At 35.2% G+C, this 24,095-nt stretch carries 25 protein-coding genes; 14 read left to right on the forward strand and 11 right to left on the reverse strand.

The genetic code is table 11. The features are described from left to right. The first annotated feature begins 116 nt into the window (after positions 1–116). The 4 genes from NCCP28_RS05645 to NCCP28_RS05660 all read left to right on the forward strand — a co-directional run bounded on the left by NCCP28_RS05645 (position 117) and on the right by NCCP28_RS05660 (position 4,121). Positions 117–1,049 (forward strand): ABC transporter ATP-binding protein, encoded by a 933-nt coding sequence (locus NCCP28_RS05645; RefSeq protein WP_248560432.1) that lies wholly within the window; start codon positions 117–119, stop codon positions 1,047–1,049. Positions 1,050–1,060: 11 nt separating this feature from the next. Next, entirely contained in the window at positions 1,061–2,317 is a 1,257-nt protein-coding gene (locus NCCP28_RS05650; RefSeq protein ID WP_248560433.1) for an ABC transporter permease, read from the forward strand. Then, complete coding sequence (locus NCCP28_RS05655) at positions 2,314–3,408, forward strand: ABC transporter permease (RefSeq protein WP_248560434.1); 1,095 nt, start codon at positions 2,314–2,316, stop codon at positions 3,406–3,408. The genes NCCP28_RS05650 and NCCP28_RS05655 overlap by 4 nt, the downstream gene beginning before the upstream one ends. A 170-nt stretch (positions 3,409–3,578) precedes the next feature. After that, the gene (locus NCCP28_RS05660) at positions 3,579–4,121 is read left to right on the forward strand and encodes a GNAT family N-acetyltransferase (RefSeq protein WP_248560435.1); all 543 of its coding nucleotides are present in this window, start codon (positions 3,579–3,581) and stop codon (positions 4,119–4,121) included. Positions 4,122–4,228: 107 nt separating this feature from the next. Here the strand turns inward: NCCP28_RS05660 and NCCP28_RS05665 are convergent, their stop codons facing one another. After that, entirely contained in the window at positions 4,229–4,789 is a 561-nt protein-coding gene (locus NCCP28_RS05665; protein WP_248560436.1) for a DUF2777 domain-containing protein, read from the reverse strand. A gap of 358 nt (positions 4,790–5,147) precedes the next feature. On the opposite strand from NCCP28_RS05665, the gene asnB reads away from it, so the two are divergent. Both asnB and NCCP28_RS05675 read left to right on the forward strand, forming a co-directional pair. After that, positions 5,148–6,995 (forward strand): asparagine synthase (glutamine-hydrolyzing), encoded by a 1,848-nt coding sequence (gene asnB, locus NCCP28_RS05670; RefSeq protein ID WP_248560437.1) that lies wholly within the window; start codon positions 5,148–5,150, stop codon positions 6,993–6,995. 140 nt (positions 6,996–7,135) lie between these two features. Then, the gene (locus NCCP28_RS05675; protein WP_248560438.1) at positions 7,136–8,212 is read left to right on the forward strand and encodes a DNA alkylation repair protein; all 1,077 of its coding nucleotides are present in this window, start codon (positions 7,136–7,138) and stop codon (positions 8,210–8,212) included. Between the two features lie 30 nt (positions 8,213–8,242). On the opposite strand, the gene NCCP28_RS05680 is transcribed toward NCCP28_RS05675, so the two are convergent. From NCCP28_RS05680 to NCCP28_RS05695, 4 genes are all read right to left on the reverse strand, one after another. Continuing rightward, the gene (locus tag NCCP28_RS05680; RefSeq protein WP_375709371.1) at positions 8,243–9,148 is read right to left on the reverse strand and encodes a DMT family transporter; all 906 of its coding nucleotides are present in this window, start codon (positions 9,146–9,148) and stop codon (positions 8,243–8,245) included. Between the two features lie 115 nt (positions 9,149–9,263). Further along, positions 9,264–11,024, reverse strand: coding sequence for a glycoside hydrolase family 13 protein (locus NCCP28_RS05685; protein WP_248560439.1), 1,761 nt, complete (start codon positions 11,022–11,024; stop codon positions 9,264–9,266). Positions 11,025–11,220: 196 nt separating this feature from the next. Further along, the gene (locus NCCP28_RS05690; protein WP_248560440.1) at positions 11,221–12,090 is read right to left on the reverse strand and encodes an SDR family oxidoreductase; all 870 of its coding nucleotides are present in this window, start codon (positions 12,088–12,090) and stop codon (positions 11,221–11,223) included. 163 nt (positions 12,091–12,253) lie between these two features. Beyond that, the gene (locus tag NCCP28_RS05695; RefSeq protein WP_248560441.1) at positions 12,254–12,745 is read right to left on the reverse strand and encodes a YajQ family cyclic di-GMP-binding protein; all 492 of its coding nucleotides are present in this window, start codon (positions 12,743–12,745) and stop codon (positions 12,254–12,256) included. 294 nt (positions 12,746–13,039) lie between these two features. Here NCCP28_RS05695 and NCCP28_RS05700 point away from each other — a divergent pair, with 294 nt between their 5' ends. Further along, a complete protein-coding gene (locus NCCP28_RS05700; RefSeq protein ID WP_248560442.1) occupies positions 13,040–13,915 on the forward strand; it encodes a CvfB family protein in 876 nt (291 codons plus the stop codon). A gap of 103 nt (positions 13,916–14,018) precedes the next feature. Here NCCP28_RS05700 and NCCP28_RS05705 read toward each other — a convergent pair whose 3' ends face one another. Further along, positions 14,019–14,444: a MarR family winged helix-turn-helix transcriptional regulator gene (locus NCCP28_RS05705; RefSeq protein WP_248560443.1), complete on the reverse strand. Its 426-nt coding sequence runs from the start codon at positions 14,442–14,444 to the stop codon at positions 14,019–14,021. Positions 14,445–14,565: 121 nt separating this feature from the next. On the opposite strand from NCCP28_RS05705, the gene NCCP28_RS05710 reads away from it, so the two are divergent. After that, positions 14,566–15,177, forward strand: coding sequence for an NAD(P)H-dependent oxidoreductase (locus NCCP28_RS05710; RefSeq protein ID WP_248560444.1), 612 nt, complete (start codon positions 14,566–14,568; stop codon positions 15,175–15,177). A gap of 78 nt (positions 15,178–15,255) precedes the next feature. Here NCCP28_RS05710 and NCCP28_RS05715 read toward each other — a convergent pair whose 3' ends face one another. Continuing rightward, entirely contained in the window at positions 15,256–15,387 is a 132-nt protein-coding gene (locus tag NCCP28_RS05715) for a DUF3941 domain-containing protein (RefSeq protein WP_101175224.1), read from the reverse strand. Positions 15,388–15,472: 85 nt separating this feature from the next. Then, complete coding sequence (locus NCCP28_RS05720) at positions 15,473–16,330, reverse strand: DegV family protein (protein WP_248560445.1); 858 nt, start codon at positions 16,328–16,330, stop codon at positions 15,473–15,475. A 205-nt stretch (positions 16,331–16,535) separates the two neighbouring features. On the opposite strand from NCCP28_RS05720, the gene NCCP28_RS05725 reads away from it, so the two are divergent. Together NCCP28_RS05725 and NCCP28_RS05730 are read left to right on the forward strand one after the other, a co-directional pair. Beyond that, positions 16,536–17,360: a YitT family protein gene (locus tag NCCP28_RS05725; protein ID WP_248560446.1), complete on the forward strand. Its 825-nt coding sequence runs from the start codon at positions 16,536–16,538 to the stop codon at positions 17,358–17,360. A gap of 15 nt (positions 17,361–17,375) precedes the next feature. After that, a complete protein-coding gene (locus NCCP28_RS05730) occupies positions 17,376–18,110 on the forward strand; it encodes a BsuPI-related putative proteinase inhibitor (protein ID WP_248560447.1) in 735 nt (244 codons plus the stop codon). Between the two features lie 129 nt (positions 18,111–18,239). Here NCCP28_RS05730 and NCCP28_RS05735 read toward each other — a convergent pair whose 3' ends face one another. The 3 genes from NCCP28_RS05735 to NCCP28_RS05745 form a co-directional block, all read right to left on the reverse strand. Continuing rightward, positions 18,240–18,431 (reverse strand): DUF3813 domain-containing protein, encoded by a 192-nt coding sequence (locus tag NCCP28_RS05735; protein ID WP_248560448.1) that lies wholly within the window; start codon positions 18,429–18,431, stop codon positions 18,240–18,242. After that, complete coding sequence (locus tag NCCP28_RS05740) at positions 18,432–18,584, reverse strand: hypothetical protein (RefSeq protein WP_248560449.1); 153 nt, start codon at positions 18,582–18,584, stop codon at positions 18,432–18,434. It lies immediately after the preceding gene. Between the two features lie 114 nt (positions 18,585–18,698). Further along, a complete protein-coding gene (locus NCCP28_RS05745) occupies positions 18,699–19,517 on the reverse strand; it encodes a Cof-type HAD-IIB family hydrolase (RefSeq protein WP_248560450.1) in 819 nt (272 codons plus the stop codon). Positions 19,518–19,845: 328 nt separating this feature from the next. On the opposite strand from NCCP28_RS05745, the gene NCCP28_RS05750 reads away from it, so the two are divergent. The 4 genes from NCCP28_RS05750 to NCCP28_RS05765 all read left to right on the forward strand — a co-directional run bounded on the left by NCCP28_RS05750 (position 19,846) and on the right by NCCP28_RS05765 (position 24,071). Further along, complete coding sequence (locus NCCP28_RS05750; protein ID WP_248560451.1) at positions 19,846–20,631, forward strand: alpha/beta fold hydrolase; 786 nt, start codon at positions 19,846–19,848, stop codon at positions 20,629–20,631. 252 nt (positions 20,632–20,883) lie between these two features. Then, the gene (locus NCCP28_RS05755; RefSeq protein WP_248560452.1) at positions 20,884–21,192 is read left to right on the forward strand and encodes a metal-sulfur cluster assembly factor; all 309 of its coding nucleotides are present in this window, start codon (positions 20,884–20,886) and stop codon (positions 21,190–21,192) included. A 288-nt stretch (positions 21,193–21,480) separates the two neighbouring features. Next, entirely contained in the window at positions 21,481–22,497 is a 1,017-nt protein-coding gene (gene moaA / locus NCCP28_RS05760) for a GTP 3',8-cyclase MoaA (protein ID WP_248560453.1), read from the forward strand. A 308-nt stretch (positions 22,498–22,805) separates the two neighbouring features. Continuing rightward, positions 22,806–24,071 (forward strand): molybdopterin molybdotransferase MoeA, encoded by a 1,266-nt coding sequence (locus NCCP28_RS05765; protein ID WP_248560454.1) that lies wholly within the window; start codon positions 22,806–22,808, stop codon positions 24,069–24,071. The last annotated feature ends 24 nt before the right edge of the window (positions 24,072–24,095 follow it).

Genomic DNA, 24,095 nt, shown 5'->3' on the forward strand with positions numbered 1-24,095 from the left:
TAAATATGCCTCTTATCCATGACTTAAGTCATTTGTTTTTCTGCAAGAAGTGACCTTTAGTTATAGGAGCATAAGGGAATTTTCTTTAAGATAAGAAATAGAAAGGATGATGCTGCATGTTAGAAATAATAAAGTTGTCCAAAGCATATAAGCAAAAAAAGGTAGTTGATTCGATTAATTTGTACTTGGATTGTGGAGAAACGGTTGGTTTGCTGGGGCCGAATGGAGCAGGAAAATCAACAACCATTTCTTTAATCTCTTCCTTGGTGCAGCCAAGTGGCGGGGATGTGCGTTTGCATAATGAAAGCATTTTAAAATCCCCACAGAGTTTACGTGAGATTTTAGGTGTTGTTCCTCAAGAAATAGCTCTTTATATGGATCTTTCTGCAAGAGAAAATTTAATTTTTTTCGGAAAAATGCACCGCATTTCAAATAGTAGCCTGCAAAAGCGGGTTGATGAAGTGTTGGATATTATCGGTTTAAAAGATCGAGAAAAAGATTTAGTAAAAACATTTTCCGGTGGAATGAAACGAAGATTGAATATTGGGGTAGCACTGATTCATGAACCGAAAATTATCATTATGGATGAACCGACTGTTGGGATTGATCCGCAATCTCGCAATTATATACTAGAAACGGTAAAAAAACTTAATAAAGAACAAAACATGACCGTTCTTTACACAAGTCATTATATGGAGGAAGTAGAATTTCTTTGTGACCGCATTTATATTATGGATCACGGTCAAATCATTGCATCTGGCACAAAGGAGGAATTAAAAAATATTCTTTCTCAAGAAACGGCAATCAATATTAAAGTGGAGTTGATCAAACATGATTTTGTCGAGGCATTAAAGAGCCAAGACAATGTTAAAAATTTATCGATTCAGCAATCTGTCATTACAATAATTGTTCCAAAACAAGTAAACATGTTGAAGAATATTTTTAAAATAGCGGAAGAACATACAACAAATGTACTCTCCGTAAATATTGTGACACCGACTTTAGAAGATGTATTTTTGCATCTTACAGGGCGTCAGTTAAGAGATTAGGAGGGAAAGGCATGTTCTTTCAGCTAATAAAAAAAGAATTGCTTATTATGTGGAGAAGACCTAGAGAATTGATTATATTGCTGTTGATGCCATTTATTTTGATTACCATATTAGGAAGTGCACTAGGGGCTTTTAATGATGGCGAGGTAAAGGTGGATGCAAAACTCGCCGTTTATTTAAAGGATGAATCAAAGACGGCACAAAATAAAGCGATAAAAGATATTCAAAATAGCTCCTTATCAAATGAGGAAAAAGCAGCAAAAATAGCCATTGTTTCTGCATTTAATCCTGTAGATATTTTTTTAAACGAAGTAATAGAAAATAAAGAGCTAAAAAAATTAGTGAAAGTTATTGTTGTCAAACAGCCTATTTCTACAAAAGAGCAAAAAAAATATGATGGCATACTGGAGATTCCTTCTTCTTTTTCAGAACAATTTTATGAAAAACTCCTTTATGAAAAAGGTGATGGCGGACAGTGGAAGTTAGCAGTTGCAGATAATACCTCAGTAAATGCAACGGTAATCCAAGATATTGTTTCTGGTTTCCAGAAAGAAATCAACTTAGCAAAAACAGCACAACAATTGCAAGTCGATTATAAAAAAATCGCTTCTGCTGATACAAAAGTTGGAAAAGCAGAAAATATAGTGCAGAAAAAAGATATTAATGCATTTTCTTATTACGCAGTGGGAATGTGTGTCATGTTTGTATTTTATGTGGCAACAACCGTAGCGAGTTTTGCCTATCAGCAGAAAGAAGATCATATGTATGAACGAATATTGCTTGCAAATGTGTCTCCTTTTGCCTATTTTGCTGGAATATTTGCAGCGACGTTTCTGCTTTCTTTTATTCAGATGAATTTATTGTTCAGTCTAACTGCTCTTTTTTATGGAGTAACATTTTCAAATATTTTGTATTATCTCTATATTACAATAGCGCTGAATGCTATGACAGCAAGCTTTGCCGTTTTTATAACATCTATTAGCTATGTGAGCAATTCAAGAAATGTAGAAGGTATTTTCTCTAGCTTAATTGTTCCCATTTTAGCATTTGTTGGGGGAAGTTTTTTTGATTTAAGTGCAATTGGCGGATTTATGGAACGTTTGGGAGAATTATCACCAGTGGGAGCAGCAATTACTGCTTATTTGAAATTGATGCAAGGTTTTCCTTTACAGGATATGGGGGAGCAATTACAAGCAATTTTCCTCTTTACAGGTGCACTGCTTGTCATAACATTCGTTTTAATTAGGAAAAGAGGTGTTGCAAGATGAAGGCGATTCTATGGGGAAAATATAAACAAACTATTCGGAAACCAGGGGCCTTCATTATTATTACGCTGATTTGTGTAGTTTTTTCTTTTTTGCTAGGCAAATCGTCTTTTTCCAAAATAGAGGTGCCTGTTTTTAATGAAGGAAGCAGCAGCGGTCTGCAGTCAATTTTGCAGGAGTTGAATAAAAGCGACAGTTATTCATTTAAAGCATACTCCCTAAAGGAAATGAAAAAGAAAGTGGAAGAAGGGAAATCAGCTGCTGGGTTAAAGCTAGGGGAGGATTCGTATACACTTATTCGTGTTGCCGACACTGCTGATGTGATGCTGATCAATCGTTATGTAGAAAAGTATTATCAAAATAAACAGCAGAAACAGTTATTATTGGCATCAGCGGAGAAACAGGATGCAGAAAAAATCATCGATGAGAATGAGAAAAAACCAATACTCACTATTTCACAGGATAGTGTTATATCGCAAAAAAAATCTTCCTATAATCAATCGCTGCAAGCATTATTTGGATTTACTCTATTTTTTAGCATCTATACAGTAGCATATACGGTTGTAGAGATATTGAGAGATAAACAAAATGGCTTGTGGGATCGCTTTATTTTATCATCTACATCGAAGACACAGCTGTATTTGGGACATTTATTATTTAGTTTTATTATTGGATATATTCAGATGATCATTATTTTTTCTATTTTTAATTATGGAGTGGGAGTAGACTTTAATGGCAAGTTTTATTGGATATTTATTTTAATTGTTCCATATTTATATGCAATTGTATCATTGGCTATCCTATTGACGGGATTAGTGAAAACAGCCAGCCAATTTAACTCTATCATTCCCCTTATATCGGTAAGTTTTGCAATGCTAGGGGGGGCATATTGGCCCTTGGAGATAGTTACCTCTAAGTTTTTATTGCTATTATCCAAATTCATCCCCATCACTTATGGCATGGATCTGCTTAAAACGGCAATTATTCAAGAAACGTCATGGTCAGAACTAATGTTGCCGGCTGCTGTTCTTCTATTGATGGGAACATTAATGCTTGGAGTAGGCATTCGTTTAATGGAAAAAAGACATGTTTGATGGAGAATAAGATTAATAGAATGGAACAGAGGGTGAATCGGGGCAGATGGCAAACGCCGGCTCTCTCTTGAAAAATGCGCAATGGAGGCATAAATTATGTTTTCATTGCGCATTTTTTTCGTTTTTTTTTAATAAACGATATAATAATTGGTATAGAAAGGAGTGAGTCGATGTTTATACATAAAATTAATGAAGACCTTTCACTAAAGCTTGTCGATATAAGAGATGCTGATGCTATCTTCAGTTTAACAAATAAAAATAGAAAACATTTGCGAGAGTGGCTGCCATGGCTTGATGCAACAACTAGATTAGAAGATACACAGTCTTTTATTAAATGCTGTTTAGAAGGATATGCTGAAAATAAAAGCATGAATACAGCAATTGTCTGGAAAAAAGAAATAGTCGGCATGGCGGGATTCAATCAAATTAACTGGGCTAACCAAACAACCTATATCGGCTATTGGCTTGCAGAAGGCTATCAAGGAAAGGGCATTATGACAAAAACAGCAGCCGCATTAACTGATTATGCATTAAATGAATTAAAATTAAACAAAGTGGAGATTCGGGCAGCTGTTGAAAATAAAAAAAGCAGAAGCATTCCAGAAAGGTTAGGGTTTATACAAGAAGGCATCATTCGGCAAGGAGAATGGCTGTATGATCATTATGTAGATACTGTAGTGTATGGGATGCTTCATGAGGAATGGAATAAATAAATAAATAAATAAATAAATAAGCAAAACCCGATTTTCTATTGGGCTCGAATAGAAAATCGGGTTTTGCTGAATACCATCTAAAAGAGCTCATTTTTCATCTCTCCTAGCTAAGAAGATAATTTTTCAATAATCATCCGTTTGCCTGTATTTAATGTGAATTCAAAGCGGTCTGTCACTTTTTCATTATAATAAAAATGATGATTGACACTGCATAGACCGTCTTGGTTATCAAAAATCATCATATTGACACCGCTTTTTCTTTTTACATCTTTTAAAAAGGTAAGCTGGTTATAACAATAGATACAGTCATAGATAGAAAATTTCATCGTATTTAATGTGGTTATAAACTGGTAAAAACTATCATCACTAATTTCCTCCAAAAGTCTTTCCAATGCAAAAACAAGGTGTTTGCGTATGCGAATGGTATCTTGATTTTTAAGAGTAAGAATGGAACCTGATGCATTTATCATTCCTTCATCCAAAAGAATGCCTTTTCGCCAGTTATTTAATGACAGCACTTCAATTTCTTGATGAATATATTCCTCTAATAAAGAAGCTTCTTCTGTTTCATCATCAAAAAAAATCCATTGATCATTTATATATTCAACAGTGCCCATCGTAAAAGCACGAGTTTGGTATTCAATAAGCTTCAAACGCTGCTGTTTCATTGTAAACCTCCTATTTGCTCCATTAAATTCTTTTTAGACATAAATTGCCTATTTTAAACTTATCATGCTTTCATACGAAAAAAATGATAGAAACAAAACTCCTCACCTTGAAGAATTAGGCTTTGGTAAAATTATCTATTGATTGCAGTGCAGGGCATTGGCTTTTCCGCAGGAGGCTCATGCCTTCTCACTTTCATCCACAGAGTAAAAAAATCAACAATTAGCTTTACACAGCCAAAAATTAAAGTACATGAATTAGTTTATATGGACAAATAACCATTTGTTTATTTCCGCATAGAATACTTCATATTGATTGGTATCTAATCAAACTTTCCACTTAGAAAGGATGATAATCAAAATGTGTGGAATAACAGGTTGGGTTGATTACAAAAAGGATTTGAGAAAAGAAGCGGATATATTAGAGGCGATGGCGGAAACATTAGCAAAAAGGGGACCAGATGATACAAATATATGGACGAAACTGCATGCTGGATTTGGCCATAAGCGTTTAGTTGTAGTAGATCCACTTAATGGCATTCAGCCAATGACAAAGGAAAAAGAAGGTTTTTCATATACTATTTGCTACAATGGTGAGTTGTACAATACAGAAGACATAAGAAAAGAATTGCTAATAAAAGGATATTCATTTAATGGCCATAGTGATACAGAAGTTTTATTAGCATCCTATATAGAGTGGCAAGAAGAATGCTTGCAATACTTAAATGGAATCTTTGCTTTTGCTGTATGGGATGAAAAAAGAAATTCTTTATTTATTGGAAGAGACCGTTTAGGTGTAAAGCCATTGTTTTATTCTGAAATAGGTTCTGGATTTATATTTGGATCAGAAATGAAAGCATTGCTTGCTAATCCAAATATAAAAGCAGAATTGGACCGGGAAGGATTGGCGGAAGTCTTTGCATTAGGGCCTTCTCATACACCAGGCAGCGGCATTTTTAAAGGGATTAAGGAATTGCGGCCAGGTCATGCATTAAAATTTTCACAAGAGGGTTTAAAAATATGGCGTTATTGGAATGTAAAAAGTGAACAGCATGAAGATACATTTGAAGAAACAGTAGAAAAAGTACGCTACCTATTTAAGGATGCTGTTACAAGACAATTAGTTTCCGATGTGCCCTTAAGCACCTTTTTATCCGGGGGCGTAGATTCAAGCGCTATTACAGCAATTGCCTCAAATGAATACAAACAATCTGGAAAAGGGCCTCTTCATACGTATTCCATTGATTATGAAGGCAATGATAAATTTTTTAAAGCAAATGAATTCCAGCCAAATTCAGATGGAGTTTATATTAAGAAAATGACAGATACATTTGGAACCATTCATCATAATTGCATTATTACGCAGGAAACGCTGGCACAGTTTCTGCATGAAGCCGTGACAGTAAGAGATGCGCCTGGAATGGCTGATGTAGATTCTTCCCTTTTATGGTTTTGCCGGGAAATAAAAAAAGATTTTGTTGTCAGCTTATCTGGGGAATGTGCGGATGAAATCTTTGGTGGATATCCATGGTTTAGAAGAGAAGCAGATTTGGCCCGCGGCGGTTTTCCGTGGATGAGATCGATTCAAGAAAGACAAGGGTTGCTAAAAGAGGATTGGAGCAGCAAGTTAAAGCTAGAAGATTACATGATGGATAAATATAATCAAACAATTGCAGAAACTCCTAAGTTGGATGGAGAAAGCAAAGAAGATGCCAAAAGAAGAGAATTATTTTATTTAAATCAGCTTTGGTTTATGACAACATTGCTAGAGAGAAAAGATAGAATGAGCATGGGAGCAAGTTTGGAAGTCCGTGTGCCATTTGCAGACCATCGTCTTGTAGAATATGTATGGAATGTGCCATGGGAAATGAAAAATTATCAAAATAGAGAAAAAGGATTGTTGAGAAAAGCGTTAGAAGGAATTCTTCCAGATGAAGTCTTATACCGCAAGAAAAGCCCTTATCCAAAAACACATAATCCTATTTATACAAAAACGGTAAAAGATATGCTGACAAATATCCTTGCAGATAAAAGCTCTGCCTTATACGAATTTTTTGATAAAGAAAAATTAAATCAAATTATTGAAACAGAAGGATCAGCGTTTAAAGAGCCATGGTTTGGGCAACTGATGACAGGACCACAACTATTGGCGCATTTAGCCCAGATGCATTATTGGTTTAAAGACTATAACATTAATGTAGTAGATTAATAAATGTGAAAACATATGCTAATTATTTGATGAATAAAACAGGTGGAAAGAAAAAACTTTCCTCTGTTTTATTTTTTTTGGTATAAAAAGAACGTTTGTTCGTTTATAATAAAAGAACAAAGAAGATAAAAGGGGATATTATGGAGCCATTAAAAAATATATATAATACATTATTTTTAAAGAAGTTAGCCCAAGCGATTAAAACAGAATATATAGACTTTCATGAACAGGAATTTATCGAGCTGGCAGTGCAAAACGATTGGGAAGAACTTGCCTTAAAGGAAAGAATGCGACGCATCACCATTTCTTTGCATAAGACCATTCCATTAGAGTATAAGGAGGTGCTTTTTTGTTTTTACAAAGCCGCTCCAAAATTTACAGGACTAGGAGGCATTATTTTTCCTGATTATGTAGAAGTATATGGAAGCGGCTATTGGGAGGAATCTATTGCTGCTTTAGAATATTTCACCCAATACTCGACCTCTGAGTTTGCCGTTCGTCCCTATTTATTGTTGGATCAAACGAGAATGCTGAATCAAATGCAAATTTGGGCAAAAAGCGAAAATGAACATATTCGCAGATTGGCAAGCGAAGGATGCCGTCCCCGGTTGCCATGGGGCATGTCCGTTCCTTCTTTAAAGAATAACCCTTTGCCGATATTGCCTATTTTAGAAATGTTAAAAGCAGATGAGTCTTTGTATGTTCGCAAAAGTGTTGCCAATAGTTTAAATGACATTTCAAAAACGCATCCTGACCTAATGATAGAGATTGCACAAAAATGGCATGGAGATAATCCTCATGCAAACTGGATTATAAAGCATGCCTCGAGAACGTTGCTGAAAAAGGGAGATATCCGCGCTTTGCAGATTTTTGGCTATCAAAATAGCGAAGGGATAGAAATAACAGATTTTATTTGCAGAGGAACTACCTTGGCAATCGGAGAAAGTCTTTATTTCTCTTTCCAAGCTGCTTCTGCTTATGAGAAAAAAGTAAGGATAGAATATGCCATTGATTATGTAAAAGCAAATGGAAAAAGAAATCGGAAAGTGTTTCATTTATCAGAAACCGTTTTGCGCCAAGGTGAAAAACGGCGCTATGAAAAAACCCATGCATTCAAAGATTTAACAACAAGAAAACATTATGCGGGCATGCATACGCTGACTATTTTTGTGAATGGTGAAAGAAAAAAGGAATTGAATTTTGAAGTGAAAAAATAGCCAAAAAGAGGCTGTAATTGTATCAGCCTCTTAAACAGCTTCCTTTTTTTGTCTAATTTCCCGTTTTTGCTGCTGCTGGAGAAGAAAAAAGAATACACCACAAAGGACAAGCATCCCGCCGACAATTTGCCAGCCAACCAATGTTTCTCCTAATAATAGAATGGCCAGTATAGTAGCACCTACTGGTTCGCCTAATATGCTCATAGAAATCGTGGTGGCATTCACATAATTAAGGAGCCAATTGTTAATGACATGCGCAATAGTCGGAACAATGGCAAGCAATAGAAAAATTCCCCATTCTTTAGACGGATAGCCTGTTAAATGTTCCCCCATTATTAAGTTGTAAATGGTTAACAAACATGCAGCAAAAAAGAAAACGGTGCAGGTGTAAATCCAATGAGAGATCTTTTTTACAATGCTTTGGCCAATCAGCAAATAGCCAACTACTGCAATAACACTTAAGAAAGAGCAAATATCGCCAAGGAGCGCTTTACTGTCCAATGTGATATCGCCCCAGCCAATCATCATTGCTCCTATTATCGCAATTCCCATTGTCATGATAGCAGAGGAGGTTGTACGTTCTCGAAAGAAGAGAAATCCCCCCAATAAAGAGATAATTGGCTGCAGTGCTAGAATGATTGTAGAACTTGCAACAGTTGTCAATTGTAAGGAAGTAAACCATAAGGCAAAATGCAAAGCCAAAAAAGTTCCCGAAAAAAATAAAAGCTGCCAATCGCGTTTTGTTAATTTTTTAAATTCCAGTCTATTTAAATACACCATTGGAAGCATTAGGGCACACGCGAGCCACATGCGATACATGCTTAAAATGGTAGCAGGTGAATCCGACCACTTAACGAAAATAGCAGAAAAAGAAATAGCAATAATCGAAATAAGCAACGGTAGCCCAATGGACTTTGAATGATTTGTCTGCTCCACTATAGTCCTCCTGTTTTTACTCTAATGTATATTAGTAAATATAGTACTTATCATTAGGTTAAACAAGAAGATTATTGCAATTTAAGGGTTAATCCCATATTTTTTAGGACTGAAGTTATCGTGCAAAAGAAAGAATGCTGCTTTCATATGGTTTCATTACAACAGTAAGCTCTTGTGCTTCAGCAGCATATTCATGATTGTTTATAAGCATGGTAACTTTTTTTCCCTTCAATGAAAATGGCAATGTATAATGAATTTCTTGGTCACTATGATTAAGAATGACAACAATATACTCTGTGTCATTTTCCTTATAATAAGCAAAACATTTTTCAACTGGCGGAAGAAAAAACAAGGGACCATCAAATGTTAAAAGCGGTGTTTCTTTGCGAATTCGTATCAATGTTTTTAAATAATTTTTAAAATCTAAATCGTGCTGTTCCTCTTGCCATGGCATGCATTTTCGGCATCCAGGATCACTGCCTCCATCTAAACCAATTTCATCTCCATAATAAATGCATGGTGTTCCAGGGTAGGTCATTAAAAAAGTAAATAATAGTTTCACCCGTTCTTTGCGATACTGGCACTCATTTAAAATGCGAGGAGTATCATGGCTGCCCACAATATTAAATAGCAGATGATTTACATTATCTGAGTACTGTTGAAGAATGGTGGTGATATCTTCAATGAACTGCTGCGCAGACAGCATATCATAAGCAAAAAACTGCAGTGATTTGCTTAGCACAGGATAATTCATAACAGAATCAAATTGATCTCCTCTAAGCCATGGCAATGCATCATGCCAAACTTCTCCTAAAATAAACAAGTCTGGTTTTATGGATTTTACAGTAGAACGGAATTCCCGCCAAAAGCAGTGGTCTATTTCATTGGCTACATCTAATCTCCAGCCATCGATATTGCATTCTGTAATCCAGTAAGAAGCGATTTCAAATAAATATTTTTTTACTTCTGGATTGGATGTATTTAATTTTGGCATGTTTTCATAAAATCCAAATGTTTCATAATGAAAGCTGTTTTCCTGTTTAACAGGGAATTGATTAATATGAAACCAATCTTTATACGGCGAATTTTCTCCATTAATGAGCACATCCTGAAACGGCGGAAACTGGTCGCTGCTGTGGTTAAATACGGCATCAAGCATTACACGCATGCCTCTGTTATGACATTCCTCTACAAGTCTGCGAAAAAGATCAATATCGCCAAATTGGGGATCTATCTTAAAATAATCAATGGTATCGTATTTATGATTGCTTTTTGCATAAAAAATGGGAGTAAGATAGATTCCGGTAATGCCTAAATCTTCGAGATAATCTAATGCTTCTAGGATTCCTTGAAAATCCCCTCCAAAAAAATTCGTTAAACTCGGTTCTGCGGCTCCCCAGCCAACTGTATGATCAGGATTCAAAGAGGCATCGCCATTGCGGAAACGCTCTGGGAAAATTTGATACCAAATCGTTTCATATACCCACTCGGGAGGAGAAAACAAGTCCTTTTTATGCATATAAGGAAAACAAAAATACCAGCCAGTATCTTCTGGAATAAAGGAAGAAAATCCTTTTTCCGTTAAAGTGATTTGCTGTTCGTGGTCTTTTAAAATAAAACCATAACGAACCCGTTTATGGTCGGATTTAATGGCAGCTTGCCAGTAGTCAAATAAACCATCACTTCCAGTTTTTTTCATTCCTTGGCGAAAGGTTACCCACCTATAGTCTGATGTTTCATATTGGTCCCCATAAATAATTTCAATTTCAGATACATTTGTTTTTTTTGTGCGAATGCGTATATGCAAGGTTTCAGAATCATGAAGATAGCAATAGTTATCAACAGCTCTATGATAAATCGATGTTAAATCAATCATTATATTCTCTCTCTCCTTAAAGAAACTTTTCCATATTGTTTCCAAAATTACTAGGTTTTAAAAGGATAATTGAGAAATAATTAGGATATTTATAGGTTTATAGAAGAGCCTGATTAGCTAAAATGAATAAACATAAAAAAAGGATAGCCATCTATTAGATGGGAGCTATCCTTTTAACAAATAAATCATAAATCCTTTAGCCATTAACGATTGTACCACCATTTACATGAATGACTTGTCCACTTACATAACTAGAATCTTCGCTGGCCAAATATACATATGCTGGTGCCAGTTCATTTGGTTGTCCAGCACGGCCAAATGGTGCATTGGAGCCAAATGTTGAGACTTTTTCACTGTCGAATGTTGAAGGAATTAATGGTGTCCAAATGGGTCCAGGTGCTACACCATTTACCCGAATGCCTTGCTGTGCCAATGATTGGGACAACGATCGGGTAAAGGAAGTGATGGCTCCTTTAGTCGATGAATAATCAAGTAATGTTTCATTTCCTTGATAGGCAGTAATCGATGTTGTATTAATAATGCTGTCACCTGACTTGAGGTGGGGAAGAGCAGCCTTTGTTAAATAAAACATGGAAAAAATATTGGTGCGGAATGTTTTTTCTAATTGTTCTGCTGTTATATCCAATAAGCTATTTTGTGGATGCTGCTCTGCTGCATTATTGACTACAATATTAATTGCTCCAAATTCAGCCTTTGTTTTTTCCACTACTGATTTACAGAAGGATTCATCGCCTACATCTCCCGCAATGGTTAAACATTTTACTCCTTCTGCCTCGACCATTTCTTTTGTTTTTTGAGCATCATCATGTTCATTTAAATAGACAACAACGACATTTGCGCCTTCTTTTGCATAATAAATGCTGACAGAACGGCCAATGCCGCTGTCGCCGCCTGTTATAATAGCTGTTTTTCCAGCCAGTTTGCCAGAACCTTTATAATTTGGGCTAACTTCAGTTGGAGCTGGTTTCATTTCTGTTTGAAGTCCTGGTTGTTGATTTTGATGCTGTGGGGGGAAAGTCTTCTGTTGATTTTGGCTGTTACTCATATATAGTCACTCCTTTGATTTCTTGTATGTTGTCTATTTTTCCCTAAAAAGCAAGGATAAACATGGAAATAATAGGAGAGAAAAAGGAGGTTTATAAATGGGGGAAGGGGGAACAAATAAAATTTTAAATCAAAAAACCCTCCAATGCAGGAGGGAGTTTAACTTAGCGATAGTTGACAAATTGAACATCAACAGTGATTTTAGAGTCTCTTACAGCTGCAATAATTTGCTGCAAATCATCACGGCTTTTTGCAGTGACACGAATCTGATCATCTTGAATTTGGCTTTTTACTTTTAGTCCGCTGTTTTTAATAAGGGTATTAATAATTTTTGCATTATCTTTATCGATGCCTTGCACTAATTTTGCGCGTTGGCGAACAGTGCCGCCAGATGCGCCTTCAATTTTCCCGTAATCAAGGTTTTTGATAGGGATTGCACGTTTAATCATTTTGCTGATTAAGACATCTTTTAATTGTTCCAATTTATATTCATCATCTGAAACAAGGACAAGTTCTTCTTTATCTAAAGAAATGGTGCTTTTGCTCCCTTTAAAGTCATAGCGTGTTTGAATTTCCTTCATTGCAATTTGAATTGCATTTGAAACTTCTGACATATCTACTTTAGAGACAATATCGAATGAGCTTTCTTTTGCCATCGTATAAAAACCTCCTGATTTAAGCTGGTATCCTGTTTATCACGCATTAACGGGCTGTTTATCCCACCTAAAGGATGATAAGAAGCTAGATGAGGGAAAACTAGCCAGTAAAAGCCTAATTGTTTAACTAACAATCAATGAGGATAAAGATAGCCTCCACTGACTGTCAGTTTTACTTTATAACAGACCTAGCCTTTTCTTTTATGTATGTATTATAGTAGAATATAGCAGTTGTAACAACTTTGGAGTTGAAAGTTGAAATTTGAATGGATTGGTATCTAAGGAGGACAATAAATGTCTTTAAGAGATTATATGGGACAAGCAGTAGTAGCGACAGTTGTTAGAGAAGCAGCATTCGGTTATTTTCTGCAAGTCGAAGCAGACGAGGAAGATATTCTTCTTCATTTTAAGGAAACAGATCAAAAGTTTGAAATTGGCGATGATGTTCGCGTTTTTGTTTATACAGATTCACAAGGAAGAGTATGCTCTAGTACGTTTATTCCCAAAATTTCTGTTGGAACGTATGATTGGATGAAAGTAACAGATATTAAATCTGGAGTGGGCTGCTTTTTTGATATTGGACTAAAAAAGGATATGCTTCTTGGCGAGGACGATTTGCCAGTGCATGAAGAAATTTGGCCTGAAGTTGGCGATATGCTTTATATTACATTAAAAGTGAACCGCAATAATTTTTTATATGTGAAGGTGGCGACAGATCCAGTCATTGAAAGCATTTCTGTAAAAGCAACTAGAAAAGACTACAATAAAAATATTCATGGATTTATTTATCGTACTGCAAAGGTGGGCAGCTGGATTTATACAGCTGAAGGATTTAAAGGATTTATTCATGAAACAGAACGTGGCAAAGAACCAAGACTTGGCGAAAAAGTGGAGGGACGCATTATTGATGTCAAAGAAGATGGAACGATAAATGTTTCCCTGTTGCCAAGAAAGGAAGAAGCGATGGATAAGGATGCAGAAACGATTCTTGCTTATTTAAATGTGAGAAAAGGTGCTATGCCTTATGGCGATAAAAGCATGCCGGAAGATATCCAAGAGCGCTTTGGTTTAAGTAAAGGATCCTTCAAGCGTGCATTAGGAAAATTAATGAAAGAAAAGAAAGTGTATCAAGAGGAAGGCTGGACTTATTTGGCAAAGAATGAAGAGTAAAGTATAAATTTCTTCTAAAAAAACAATAAGCAGTCTGGTTACATCAATTAATAAGAATAAGAGGAGCTTCCAAAAGGGAGCTCCTCTTAACGTTAATCAGCTTTTAAAAAATATATTTTTCAAGAAGGTCAATCGCTTCGCGGACTTTTTCTAGCTCGTGATCTGGCAAATCTTTTATCCGAGAATGGAAATTAGCCTCAATTCCAGCGAAAACAGTTTCTAATTTTTTTTGGCCTTCTATTGTAAAGGAAATGGATTGTTTTCTTCGGTCGTCTTTATTTTCCACTTTTTTTAGTAATCCTTTTTCCGTTAATTTTTTTATTTCTCTGCTAGTATTGGGCATAGAAATATAGAGGCAGTCGCTGATTTCGCTTAATGTTGCTGACTGGTTAACATAAATATGCTCCATTATGCTGTACTGTACTGATGTTATATCAGTAGGTCTGTTATTTTTTGTTAGTTGATGGGTAACTTCATGTACAGAAGCTGTGAATTTAACAAATTGTCGGAATAATAGACTGTTATCCATTCTTAGCACCTCCTATATAAAATAACAAATTAGTTATCAAAAAACAATTATCAATTGACAACTAAAGGGCGGAGCTGTATATTTTAGTTATCAATTGATAACTAAAGTGGAGGTGTTTTTTATGAAAGCATTGGCTGTTTATTCCCATCCTAATCATAATAGCTTAAACTTTGCGTTCTTACAGAAGGTTATAAAGGGAGCAGAAGAAAATGCCCATATTTCAGAATTGAAAGTATTAGATTTGTATAAAGAAAATTTTAATCCAGCTTTAGTTTTTAATAAGGAAAAAAGACGGAGAGATATGCATAACGATCCAGATTTAGAATTATATCGAAAGCAGATTTTATGGGCAGATATATTGATATTTATTTATCCAATGTGGTGGGGAAGGCCTCCTGCGATGCTATTAGGATATATTGATCAAATGTTTTCTGCAAATTTTGCCTACAAAGATAAAAAGGGGCTTTTGCCAGAGGGATTATTAAAAGGGAAATCAGTTGTATGCATTACAACTATGAAAGGACCAACCAACTATCCTTTTTTATATTTGCGTAATGCTCATAAAATTTTAATGAAACGAGCATTATTTCATTTTGTTGGCATCAAAAAAGTTAAATTTTTTGAGTTTGGCAATATGGAAAAAAAGAATGGAAAGCAAAAAGAAAAACTCCAAAAAATCTACCTGTATTTTAAGAAATATAAAGGGAATTTCTCATTTTATAAATTATTTTAGTTTCATCTGAATGCACTATTGTTCATGTTTGCCAAAAGGGCTCGAAATAGTAGTATTCCGAGCCAAAAAGTTGCTGTTTTATAAATGATCTGTTTTTTTGCTGTATTGATGTTTCCCATTTTTTCTGTTTTTTTCACGCATCATATTTTTTTCATGACGCAATGCATTATTGTCTTTTGCTTTTTTATCATTATCAGTTGTATGGCTCATATTGATCTCCTTTCAACATGAAAAGTAAAGTTCCTTGTTAGAACCATCTTATTATTTGTTAAGAAAGGAGAGATTATGTAATAGCCTATTCTTTGTTGTTTAAGAAAAATAGGGCAATCGTATTAGCTCCTGTATGGGAACCAATTGCAGCGCCAATCGCTGACATATAGACTTCTTTAGGATGAAACTGCTCGATGATCATATTTTTTAGTTCTTGGGCTGTTTGCTCATCATCTGCATGGCTGATGGCCACTGTTTGGCTTGATAAATCAGCTCCTCGCTCTTGCATCAGCTCTAACATGCGGCGCAGCAATTTCTTTTTTCCTCTCATTTTTTCCAACGGAACAAGTTTGCCATCTTCGACATGAAGCAGTGGCTTAATTTGCAATAATCCTCCAATAAAAGCAGATGCTTTGGAAACACGCCCTCCTTGTGCCAAATAATCCAGATCATCTACTGTAAATAAATGTTCCATATGATTTGCATAAGAATGCAGGGAAGCAAGTGTTTCTGCAAGGTTTTTTCCTGAATTTCTCATAGACACCGCTTTTTGCACAATTAATCCGCAGCCTAAGGAAGCACATTTTGTATCGAGAATTTTCATTTCAAACTCTGGGTATTCTTCTTTTACTTGTTCATAAATCATTACCGCTGTTTGAAAAGTCCCTGAAAGCTGGGAAGAAAAAGCGATATATACGCCCGTTTCTTTGTTTTCCGCCATTTTCGTAAAAGTATCTTTAAAAACGACTGGAGAAACTTGAGAAGTTTTTGGAACTTGTCCATTGCGGATTGCATCATATACGGATGATGGGGAAATGGATTTTAGATCTTCAAATTCTTCACCATTCAAGTTCACTTTTAAGGGAAATAGTGCAACTTCATTTTCCTCATAAAAGTGTAGGGGTAAATCACAAGCACTATCTGCCATAATTTTAAATGTCATAATTGTTCAACTTCTTTCTGTATTTTATTAAAAAAATAATAGTATGGTTAAATTTATGGTATATTGAGTGCTGATATGCTAGTTTTGCCATTATATTATTTAAATAAAGGGGTCATACATAATAAAAGTGTATATTTTTTTTTGTGAAAAAACAATGTATAGGTAATAGCAATATAGTAAAAATTACTATAAATGGAGGAGACAAATGTATTTACTGCAAGCAAAAAAATTAACGATTGTAATCATTGGAGCATTATTAAATGCAATAGGGATGAATTGCTTTTTAATACCAGCGAATGTGTATGCAAGTGGATTTGCAGGGGTAGCTCAGCTTATTGCCAACTGGACTCCGCTATCAACAGGAATTTTGCTGTTTTTATTAAATGTTCCTGTTGCAGTGCTAGGCTGGTTGAAAGTAGGAAAGTCATTTACTTTATACAGCTTTTTAAGTGTTGCATTTATGTCTTTATTTCTTGAGATTATACCTGTGAATGCTTATTCAAATGATATATTATTAAATGCTGTTTTTGGCGGCGTTATCTCTGCTGTTGGCGTTGGTTTTACGCTCAAATGGGGGGCTTCTACTGGAGGGATGGATATTGTTGCAATGATTCTTTCTCGTGTACAGGATAAGCCTGTAGGCACCTATTTTTTCACCTTAAACAGCATTATTATTGTGACTGCTGGCTACCTTTATGGATGGGAAAAAGCTCTTTACACATTGGTAACGTTATATGCAGCAACAAGAGTGATTGACGCTATTCATACAAGGCATCAGAAGCTTACTGTCATGATTGTCACAAAAAAATCAGACGAATTAAAATGCGCCATTCATGAAAAACTAGTCAGAGGAATTACGATGATTCCAGCTAGAGGAGCCTTTTCTAATGAGGAACGAGATATGATGATGATTGTTATCACTCGATATGAACTATTTGATTTAGAAAGAATCATTAAAGAAGTGGATCCAAATGCATTTACCAATATTGTACAAACAACAGCAATTTTTGGTTTCTTTAGAAAAGAGTAGATTGGAGGTAATCCATTGCTGAAGAAAGCTTTTTTTATGTTAGTTGCCTATCTTTTAATTGCCTTCCCCTTTGCAAATGGTATAATTGCCAAGGCCAGCAGCTTGTCTTTAGAAATTAATGCATTGCCAAGAACAGATGACATGGAAATACAATTAAAATTGACAAATAATAGTGATCAACGTCAGGAGCTGCGGTTTTCCTCCTCGCAAAAATATGAAATCGTCATAAAGTCTCTAGCGGGTGAAGAAGTTTATCGATATTCTTTTAATAAAGTTTTTGCACAAGCAATACAAAGTTTGGCAATTAATCCAAAAGAATCCTTAGTCTGGAAAGAAAAATGGGATTACAAAAATAATGGGCAAAGAGTGGAACCAGGGGATTATATGGTGGAAGTAGAATTGCTGCCCATGGCTTTAACTGGTCCTGCGGAACCAGTGATTGCTAAAACTTCTATAGCAGTTCCAGAAGAGAATAAAATATTTAAAGATATACAGGTCAAAGGAGAAAAGGGAAAATATACTATTAAAGGTATTGCTGATACAAAAAATAAGCTTTTGTATACAATAGAGGATGGTCATAATGAACTGATTTCTAAACAATGGGTAACGAAAAAAAAGAATGGCATATTTACAATCCATGTAGATATTCCAGAGCAAGATCTGCCGAAGAATGGCACTCTTATTCTTTATTTAATTGAAGAAGCAGCTAATTATGATAAACCATATCCAATAGAATTGGAAAGTTTTTAGCCATCAATAAAAAATTTAGAAAAAGCACACTGCTGGATAATGATTGGGCGGCATAGATGATATGAAAAAGGCCTCACTATTCAGCAAGCGGATTGCTGAAAATAGTGAAGCCTTTTATGCTAAAGAAATTTAATGGCTGCTAATGGCATCAATTTCTTTTTGCAGTTCTGCTAATTGGTGTTGTTCGGCGATAGTGGTATTAGCATATGCAGAGCTGATTGCATTTTTTGCTACTGCCAGCAAATGTTCTGCATCTGCGCCTTCCGCCACTTTTAATGCTTCTACTGCTTGTCTTGCTTCTTGAAATAGTCGATTTCCCATTTATATTCCTCCATGAGTAGATTCCTTCACATTGGACATTTTATAGCTTTCTGCTTCAGCATAGGTCATGTGATAAGGGATACGTTCAGCATGCTTAGATACGGAGTCTACACCCTGTTGTACAAAGCGTTTTGATTTATTACGTTTTCCCATAGGTAATCCCTCCAAATATAAGTGGTGGAAGCAGTTCTAGAATCAATTGCTGCTTCTTTTATAGTATGGAACAAAACAGGGAGGCTTATAAACGGAAAAGTTAACCACTTTTTCTTAAATTACTTTTAAATTAAGGGCCTCATTTAGATAATGAGCAATTCCATCTTCTTCATTACTTAATGTTGTTTCATTTGCAAGCGACTGCAATTCTTTAATTCCATTTCCCATTGCAATGCCCTTTCCAGCATATTCAATCATTTCAAAATCATTATCTTCATCTCCAAAGGCAATAATATTCTCCTGTGGAATTTGATAGTACTCTGATACTCTTTTTAGACCAACTGCTTTATTTAATCCTGTTCTTACAATTTCGATAACATGAAAAGGATCTGCCCAGCGACGATGGTCAATCAAATCAGCATGTACATCAGTCAGATGGCTGCGGATCGTTTTTCCTTGTTCTTCTTCTGTATGAATAAGCAGACAAGTGGGAGGCGCTTCTAAAAAAGTAAGAAGATTTCCAGTTGTTGTTTTCGGATTGCCTAATGAAAAAATATCAATCAATTTTTCATCATGATAATGAAAGTACACGTCATCCATTACCTCTGCAATGATATTGTGAAAGGAAAATTCATGGCACGCTTCAATAATATCTTTTGCTGTTTTGATATCCAATGGAGTATGGTGAAAACCCCATTGATAATCTTTGGGATGATGAATAAATGCACCATTGAAGTTAACGATAGGAGTATCTAAATTTAATTCACGATAAATGGCTTCGCTTGCACGAAAAGGTCTCCCTGTAGCAATCATCACCATATGGCCTGCTTCTCTTGCTTTTTGAATCACTTTTTTTGTTAAGGGAGAAATAGTTTTATCATTTTTTAATAATGTTCCATCAAGGTCAAGTGCTATTAGATGTTTTTTTGTCATAGTTTCTCCTTCTATTATGTTTGATATGGTAAAAATAGCTAATCTTACATAACTGCTGCTGTTGTTTCCATAACTATTGTTTAGAAAAACTAAACACTTCATGCTAAACTTAATTTACTTTACTATTCATTATATACATATAAAATTTTATTATAATATATGCATTATTTCTACTATTTACTGTAAAGGTTTTATTTAGATTAGATGGATGGAAAGTAAACATAAGAAATTTTGAAAACTTCTGCATAACGACCAAAATAAGTAAAGCCATTATTAGTGAAAACTTTTTTATGATTTTTTCAGGAAATAGAATGGAAGGGGTTTTTGAATGATTATCATTGAAAAATTATACGTAAATGAAATACCTACACTGCATATAGTAAAAAAAGAATACTATGATCAAACATTGCCATATATTCAATTTATTCATGGATTTACAAGCGCAAAGGAGCATAATCTTCATTTTGCCTATAATTTAGCGGAAAAGGGATTTAGAGTAGTATTGCCAGATTGTCTTTACCATGGGGAAAGGGATGAAGGCTACCGCAAGATGGAGCTGAATATAAGGTTTTGGGATATTGTAGTGAAAACCATTGATGAAATTAAAATAATTAAGGATTACTTTGAGAATAGACAAATGATTGATCCAGAAAAGATTGGGCTTGTCGGCACTAGCATGGGGGGAATCACTACACTTGGAGCATTAAGAAAATATCCTTGGATCCATACAGCAGTAAGCCTTATGGGAATGCCTTATTATGAAAAATTTGCACAATATACAATTGATGAAGTAAAAAGGAGCGGCTATAATTTGCCGCTGACAGAAGATGAAATAGCTAGTCTTCTTTATCAGTTGGAACAATTGGACTTAAGCAAAGAACCAGAAAAACTGAATAATAGACCTTTAATGTTTTGGCACAGTAAACAAGACAATGTAGTGCCATATGAATATTCTTATCGATTTTATGAAAAGATTAAAAAAATGTATCAAAAGGATGCTGAAAAACTTGCTTATATTAGCGATGAAAAATCAGGACATAAAGTCAGCAGAGAGGCTATGCTGAAGACTGTTGACTGGTTTGAAAAATACATGCTTCATAAACAGCGTGTCTAATAATTGTTCTTAATTTTGTCCTTTTTCAAATAAGCTTTTTTTTGTTATGATAAAAGAAGGCAATAAAATGAAACTAACAATCAGGATTTTATGGGCAAGTTTCTATCCACCTGAATTTTTTGTTTTTTTATAATCTTTTAGGTGAGGGTAGCCCGTTAATGCGTGATAAATGTTTTTTGCCGACAATGAAGTATACTAGGGAGAATATCTTATAAATAAATGATGTTATCAACAGCAAAGGAGTGTTTTACAATGAATGAAGAATTAAAAGAAAGCATCATGGGGGCATTGGAGCTTGTCATTGACCCAGAATTAGGCGTAGATATTGTTAATCTTGGTTTAATCTATGATTTAGATTTAAAGGAAGACGGGGTATTAACGGTAAAAATGACATTAACGGCAATGGGCTGTCCATTAGCAGGCGTTATTGTTGATCAAGTGAAAGCTGCACTTAATGATATTCCGGAAATTAAAGAAACAGAAGTAAATATTGTTTGGACGCCTGCCTGGACAAAGGACCGCATGTCTCGATATGCAAAAATTGCATTAGGTGTGCAATAAAAAAAGTTTAAGCGGAAAATGGCTTTGGCTGTTATGGAATGCCATGGTTTAAATAATCCTTTTCTAAGGGAGCGATAATCTTCTTTAGAAAAGGTATAGCATATAGTCAACAAACTTTTTTATTTAACTAAAGTCCGGGATTAAGATTCTCAAAATTCTGTCTTTTTTTGATACTGTATTAAAGATGGGGTATATTAATCCTATTTTCATATTGATAATAGTACTTTTTGAAAAGTGATATTAACCTATACAAACTGGAATCAAGTCTCTAAATGGAGTTGAGAGATCATGACACTCGCTGCAATACAAGATAAATTAAATAGACCATTAAGGGATTTAAGAATAAGTGTTACCGACAAATGCAATTTTCGCTGTCAATATTGCATGCCTGCGGAAATATTTGGGCCTGATTTTCCTTTTCTTCAAAAAGATGAATTGCTTTCATTTGAAGAGATTGAAAGGTTAGCTGCGATAGTTGCAGAATTAGGGGTAGAAAAAATTAGACTTACTGGAGGCGAACCGTTAATTCGCAAAGATCTTCCTGTTTTAGTGGATAAACTAACCAAAATTAGTGGGATAAAAGACATTGCTTTAACAACAAATGGAGTGCTTCTTCCTAAGTATGCCAAAGAGTTAAAAGAAGCAGGACTCAAAAGAGTAAATGTTAGTTTAGATAGTTTGGATGATGAACTTTTTGGAAAAATAAATGGCAGAAATGTTGGCGTCGCACCTGTGAAAAAAGGGATACAGGCAGCAAAAGAAGCAGGACTTGGCGTTAAGATAAATATGGTATTAAAAAAAGGCTTAAATGATAAAGAAATATTGCCGATGGCTCAATTTTGCAAAGAAGAGGAATTAGAACTTCGCTTTATTGAATATATGGATGTTGGCAGCACAAATGGCTGGAAGCTGGATCAAGTGATGACAAAAAAAGAAATATATGAAATTCTAAAACAGCAGTATGAACTAGAGGCAATTGGTTTTGACTATTATGGGGAAGTTGCCAAAAAGTATCGCTATAAAGGAGAAAATATTCACATTGGTTTTATTACATCAGTGTCCGAATCTTTTTGCTCCACTTGCACAAGATTAAGACTATCGGCAAATGGAAAGCTTTATACATGCTTGTTTAATGGAAGCGGCCATAATATTCGCGACTTTTTGCGTCAAGGGGCATCCGATGCTGATTTAGTTAAGTATATCCAAACTATTTGGTGGAATAGGCAGGACAGGTATTCAGATGAACGTACAGAAGAAACAGCAGCATTGCGCAAAAAAGTAGAAATGTCTTATATTGGCGGCTGAGTGCTGTCCAGTAGAATAAGGAACTGGAATAGAAAAGGAATTAGAAGAAATAATGTATGATGTTTATCAGAGGCTGGATGACAAAAGCCTGCTTTCTTTGTTGCTTGTCCTGTTCGGATGCTCATTGCCTACTTTGGTAACTCCGCTCCTCTCAAGGCTTCGCTCTTTGATGTGCAGACGTTTTTAATCAGCCTGAAAATTTGTATTTTGACTTTTTCTACAATCTGAGAAATACTTTATGCTTATCATAGTATTTCTTTTTTTAGGTTTTAATAAAATGCATAAATAAGAGTTGGGGGAAAATAGAAATGGCGGTAGAAAAAAGATTTCCCATTTTAGTAGAAGATGCAATAAAAAGGGTGATGGAATATAAAAAGAAAGGAACAAAGGAGCTTGTATCAATTTTTGACAGCAATGGCCGCTATATATGTGAAGATATAGCAGCTTCACACGATATTCCCAGATTTAATCGCTCCAGCTATGATGGATTTGCATTACGATCATTAGATACGATTCATGCATCTGAGGATAATCCTATTGAATTAGAAATAATTGATGAAATAGGAGCTGGACAAGTTTTTAAAAAGAATTTGGGCAAATACCAAGGAATAAGAATAATGACAGGGGCAATGCTGCCGCAGGAGACAGATGCCGTAGTGATGTTCGAAAAAACAGTGGAATGGAAAAAAGAGAACAAAACTTATATAACTATAGATCATGCTTTAAGTAAAGGAGAAAATATATCCTTTCAAGGAGAGGATACAAAAAAAGGCACGATACTCATTCCAGAAGGAACCAAAATAAATCCAGGAATAGTAGCTCTTTTAGCAACCTTTGGAATTGAAAAGGTTCCCGTTGCGAAAAAGCCTATTATAGGGGTATTTGCTACAGGAACTGAATTAGTGGAAGTGCATGAAGAACTAGAAGAAGGGAAAATAAGAAACAGCAATGCATATATGATCTTGGCACAAATTGAAAGAGCAGGTGCTGTCCCTCACTATTTCGGCAAGTTGCCAGATATTATGGAAACAAGCTATGAAGCCATTCAACGTAAAATAGATTCTGTTGATATGCTGATTACAACAGGTGGCGTTTCTGTTGGAGATTATGATCTATTGCCAGATATTTACCGCAAAATGGGGGCAGAAGTTCTTTTTAATAAAATAGCAATGAGACCTGGAAGCGTGACTACTGTAGCGCAGTTAAATGGAAAACTATTATTTGGACTTTCAGGAAACCCTTCTGCATGTTATGTTGGGTTTGAATTATTTACAAATCCAATTATAAAAAGTTTTTTGTTTTCCAAAAATCCTCATTTGTCTGTTGTTGATGCTGTACTTATGGAGGACTTTCCGACAGCCAATCCATTTACACGCCTAATTAGAAGTAAAGTTTCCATTGTCAATGGAAAGCTAGAGGCACGGACAAGCGGGGTGGATAAATCCAATATTGTGAGCAGCTTAGCGTTTGCAAATGGGCTAATGATATTGCCTGGAGGAAATAAAGGATATAAATGCGGCGATAGGGTAAAAGTAATCCTGTTAGAAGAAGATGGGGGTCAGTTCTCATTGTAAGAAGATAAAAAAGAGAGTAAAAAA

The sequence above is a fragment of the Niallia sp. NCCP-28 genome (assembly GCF_023168165.1).
GTDB lineage: Bacteria > Bacillota > Bacilli > Bacillales > Cytobacillaceae > Niallia.

Coding starts and splice junctions, on each gene's coding strand:
- NCCP28_RS05755 (WP_248560452.1), top strand. CDS start 20,884: ATGAATGAAGAATTAAAAGAAAGCATCATGGGGGCATTGGAGCTTGTC.
- moaA (WP_248560453.1), top strand. CDS start 21,481: ATGACACTCGCTGCAATACAAGATAAATTAAATAGACCATTAAGGGAT.
- asnB (WP_248560437.1), top strand. CDS start 5,148: ATGTGTGGAATAACAGGTTGGGTTGATTACAAAAAGGATTTGAGAAAA.
- NCCP28_RS05700 (WP_248560442.1), top strand. CDS start 13,040: ATGTCTTTAAGAGATTATATGGGACAAGCAGTAGTAGCGACAGTTGTT.
- NCCP28_RS05685 (WP_248560439.1), bottom strand. CDS start 11,024: ATGATTGATTTAACATCGATTTATCATAGAGCTGTTGATAACTATTGC.
- NCCP28_RS05695 (WP_248560441.1), bottom strand. CDS start 12,745: ATGGCAAAAGAAAGCTCATTCGATATTGTCTCTAAAGTAGATATGTCA.
- NCCP28_RS05665 (WP_248560436.1), bottom strand. CDS start 4,789: ATGAAACAGCAGCGTTTGAAGCTTATTGAATACCAAACTCGTGCTTTT.
- NCCP28_RS05650 (WP_248560433.1), top strand. CDS start 1,061: ATGTTCTTTCAGCTAATAAAAAAAGAATTGCTTATTATGTGGAGAAGA.
- NCCP28_RS05750 (WP_248560451.1), top strand. CDS start 19,846: ATGATTATCATTGAAAAATTATACGTAAATGAAATACCTACACTGCAT.
- NCCP28_RS05740 (WP_248560449.1), bottom strand. CDS start 18,584: ATGGGAAAACGTAATAAATCAAAACGCTTTGTACAACAGGGTGTAGAC.
- NCCP28_RS05715 (WP_101175224.1), bottom strand. CDS start 15,387: ATGAGCCATACAACTGATAATGATAAAAAAGCAAAAGACAATAATGCA.
- NCCP28_RS05655 (WP_248560434.1), top strand. CDS start 2,314: ATGAAGGCGATTCTATGGGGAAAATATAAACAAACTATTCGGAAACCA.
- NCCP28_RS05765 (WP_248560454.1), top strand. CDS start 22,806: ATGGCGGTAGAAAAAAGATTTCCCATTTTAGTAGAAGATGCAATAAAA.
- NCCP28_RS05675 (WP_248560438.1), top strand. CDS start 7,136: ATGGAGCCATTAAAAAATATATATAATACATTATTTTTAAAGAAGTTA.
- NCCP28_RS05690 (WP_248560440.1), bottom strand. CDS start 12,090: ATGAGTAACAGCCAAAATCAACAGAAGACTTTCCCCCCACAGCATCAA.
- NCCP28_RS05725 (WP_248560446.1), top strand. CDS start 16,536: ATGTATTTACTGCAAGCAAAAAAATTAACGATTGTAATCATTGGAGCA.
- NCCP28_RS05645 (WP_248560432.1), top strand. CDS start 117: ATGTTAGAAATAATAAAGTTGTCCAAAGCATATAAGCAAAAAAAGGTA.
- NCCP28_RS05710 (WP_248560444.1), top strand. CDS start 14,566: ATGAAAGCATTGGCTGTTTATTCCCATCCTAATCATAATAGCTTAAAC.
- NCCP28_RS05745 (WP_248560450.1), bottom strand. CDS start 19,517: ATGACAAAAAAACATCTAATAGCACTTGACCTTGATGGAACATTATTA.
- NCCP28_RS05705 (WP_248560443.1), bottom strand. CDS start 14,444: ATGGATAACAGTCTATTATTCCGACAATTTGTTAAATTCACAGCTTCT.
- NCCP28_RS05735 (WP_248560448.1), bottom strand. CDS start 18,431: ATGGGAAATCGACTATTTCAAGAAGCAAGACAAGCAGTAGAAGCATTA.
- NCCP28_RS05720 (WP_248560445.1), bottom strand. CDS start 16,330: ATGACATTTAAAATTATGGCAGATAGTGCTTGTGATTTACCCCTACAC.
- NCCP28_RS05660 (WP_248560435.1), top strand. CDS start 3,579: ATGTTTATACATAAAATTAATGAAGACCTTTCACTAAAGCTTGTCGAT.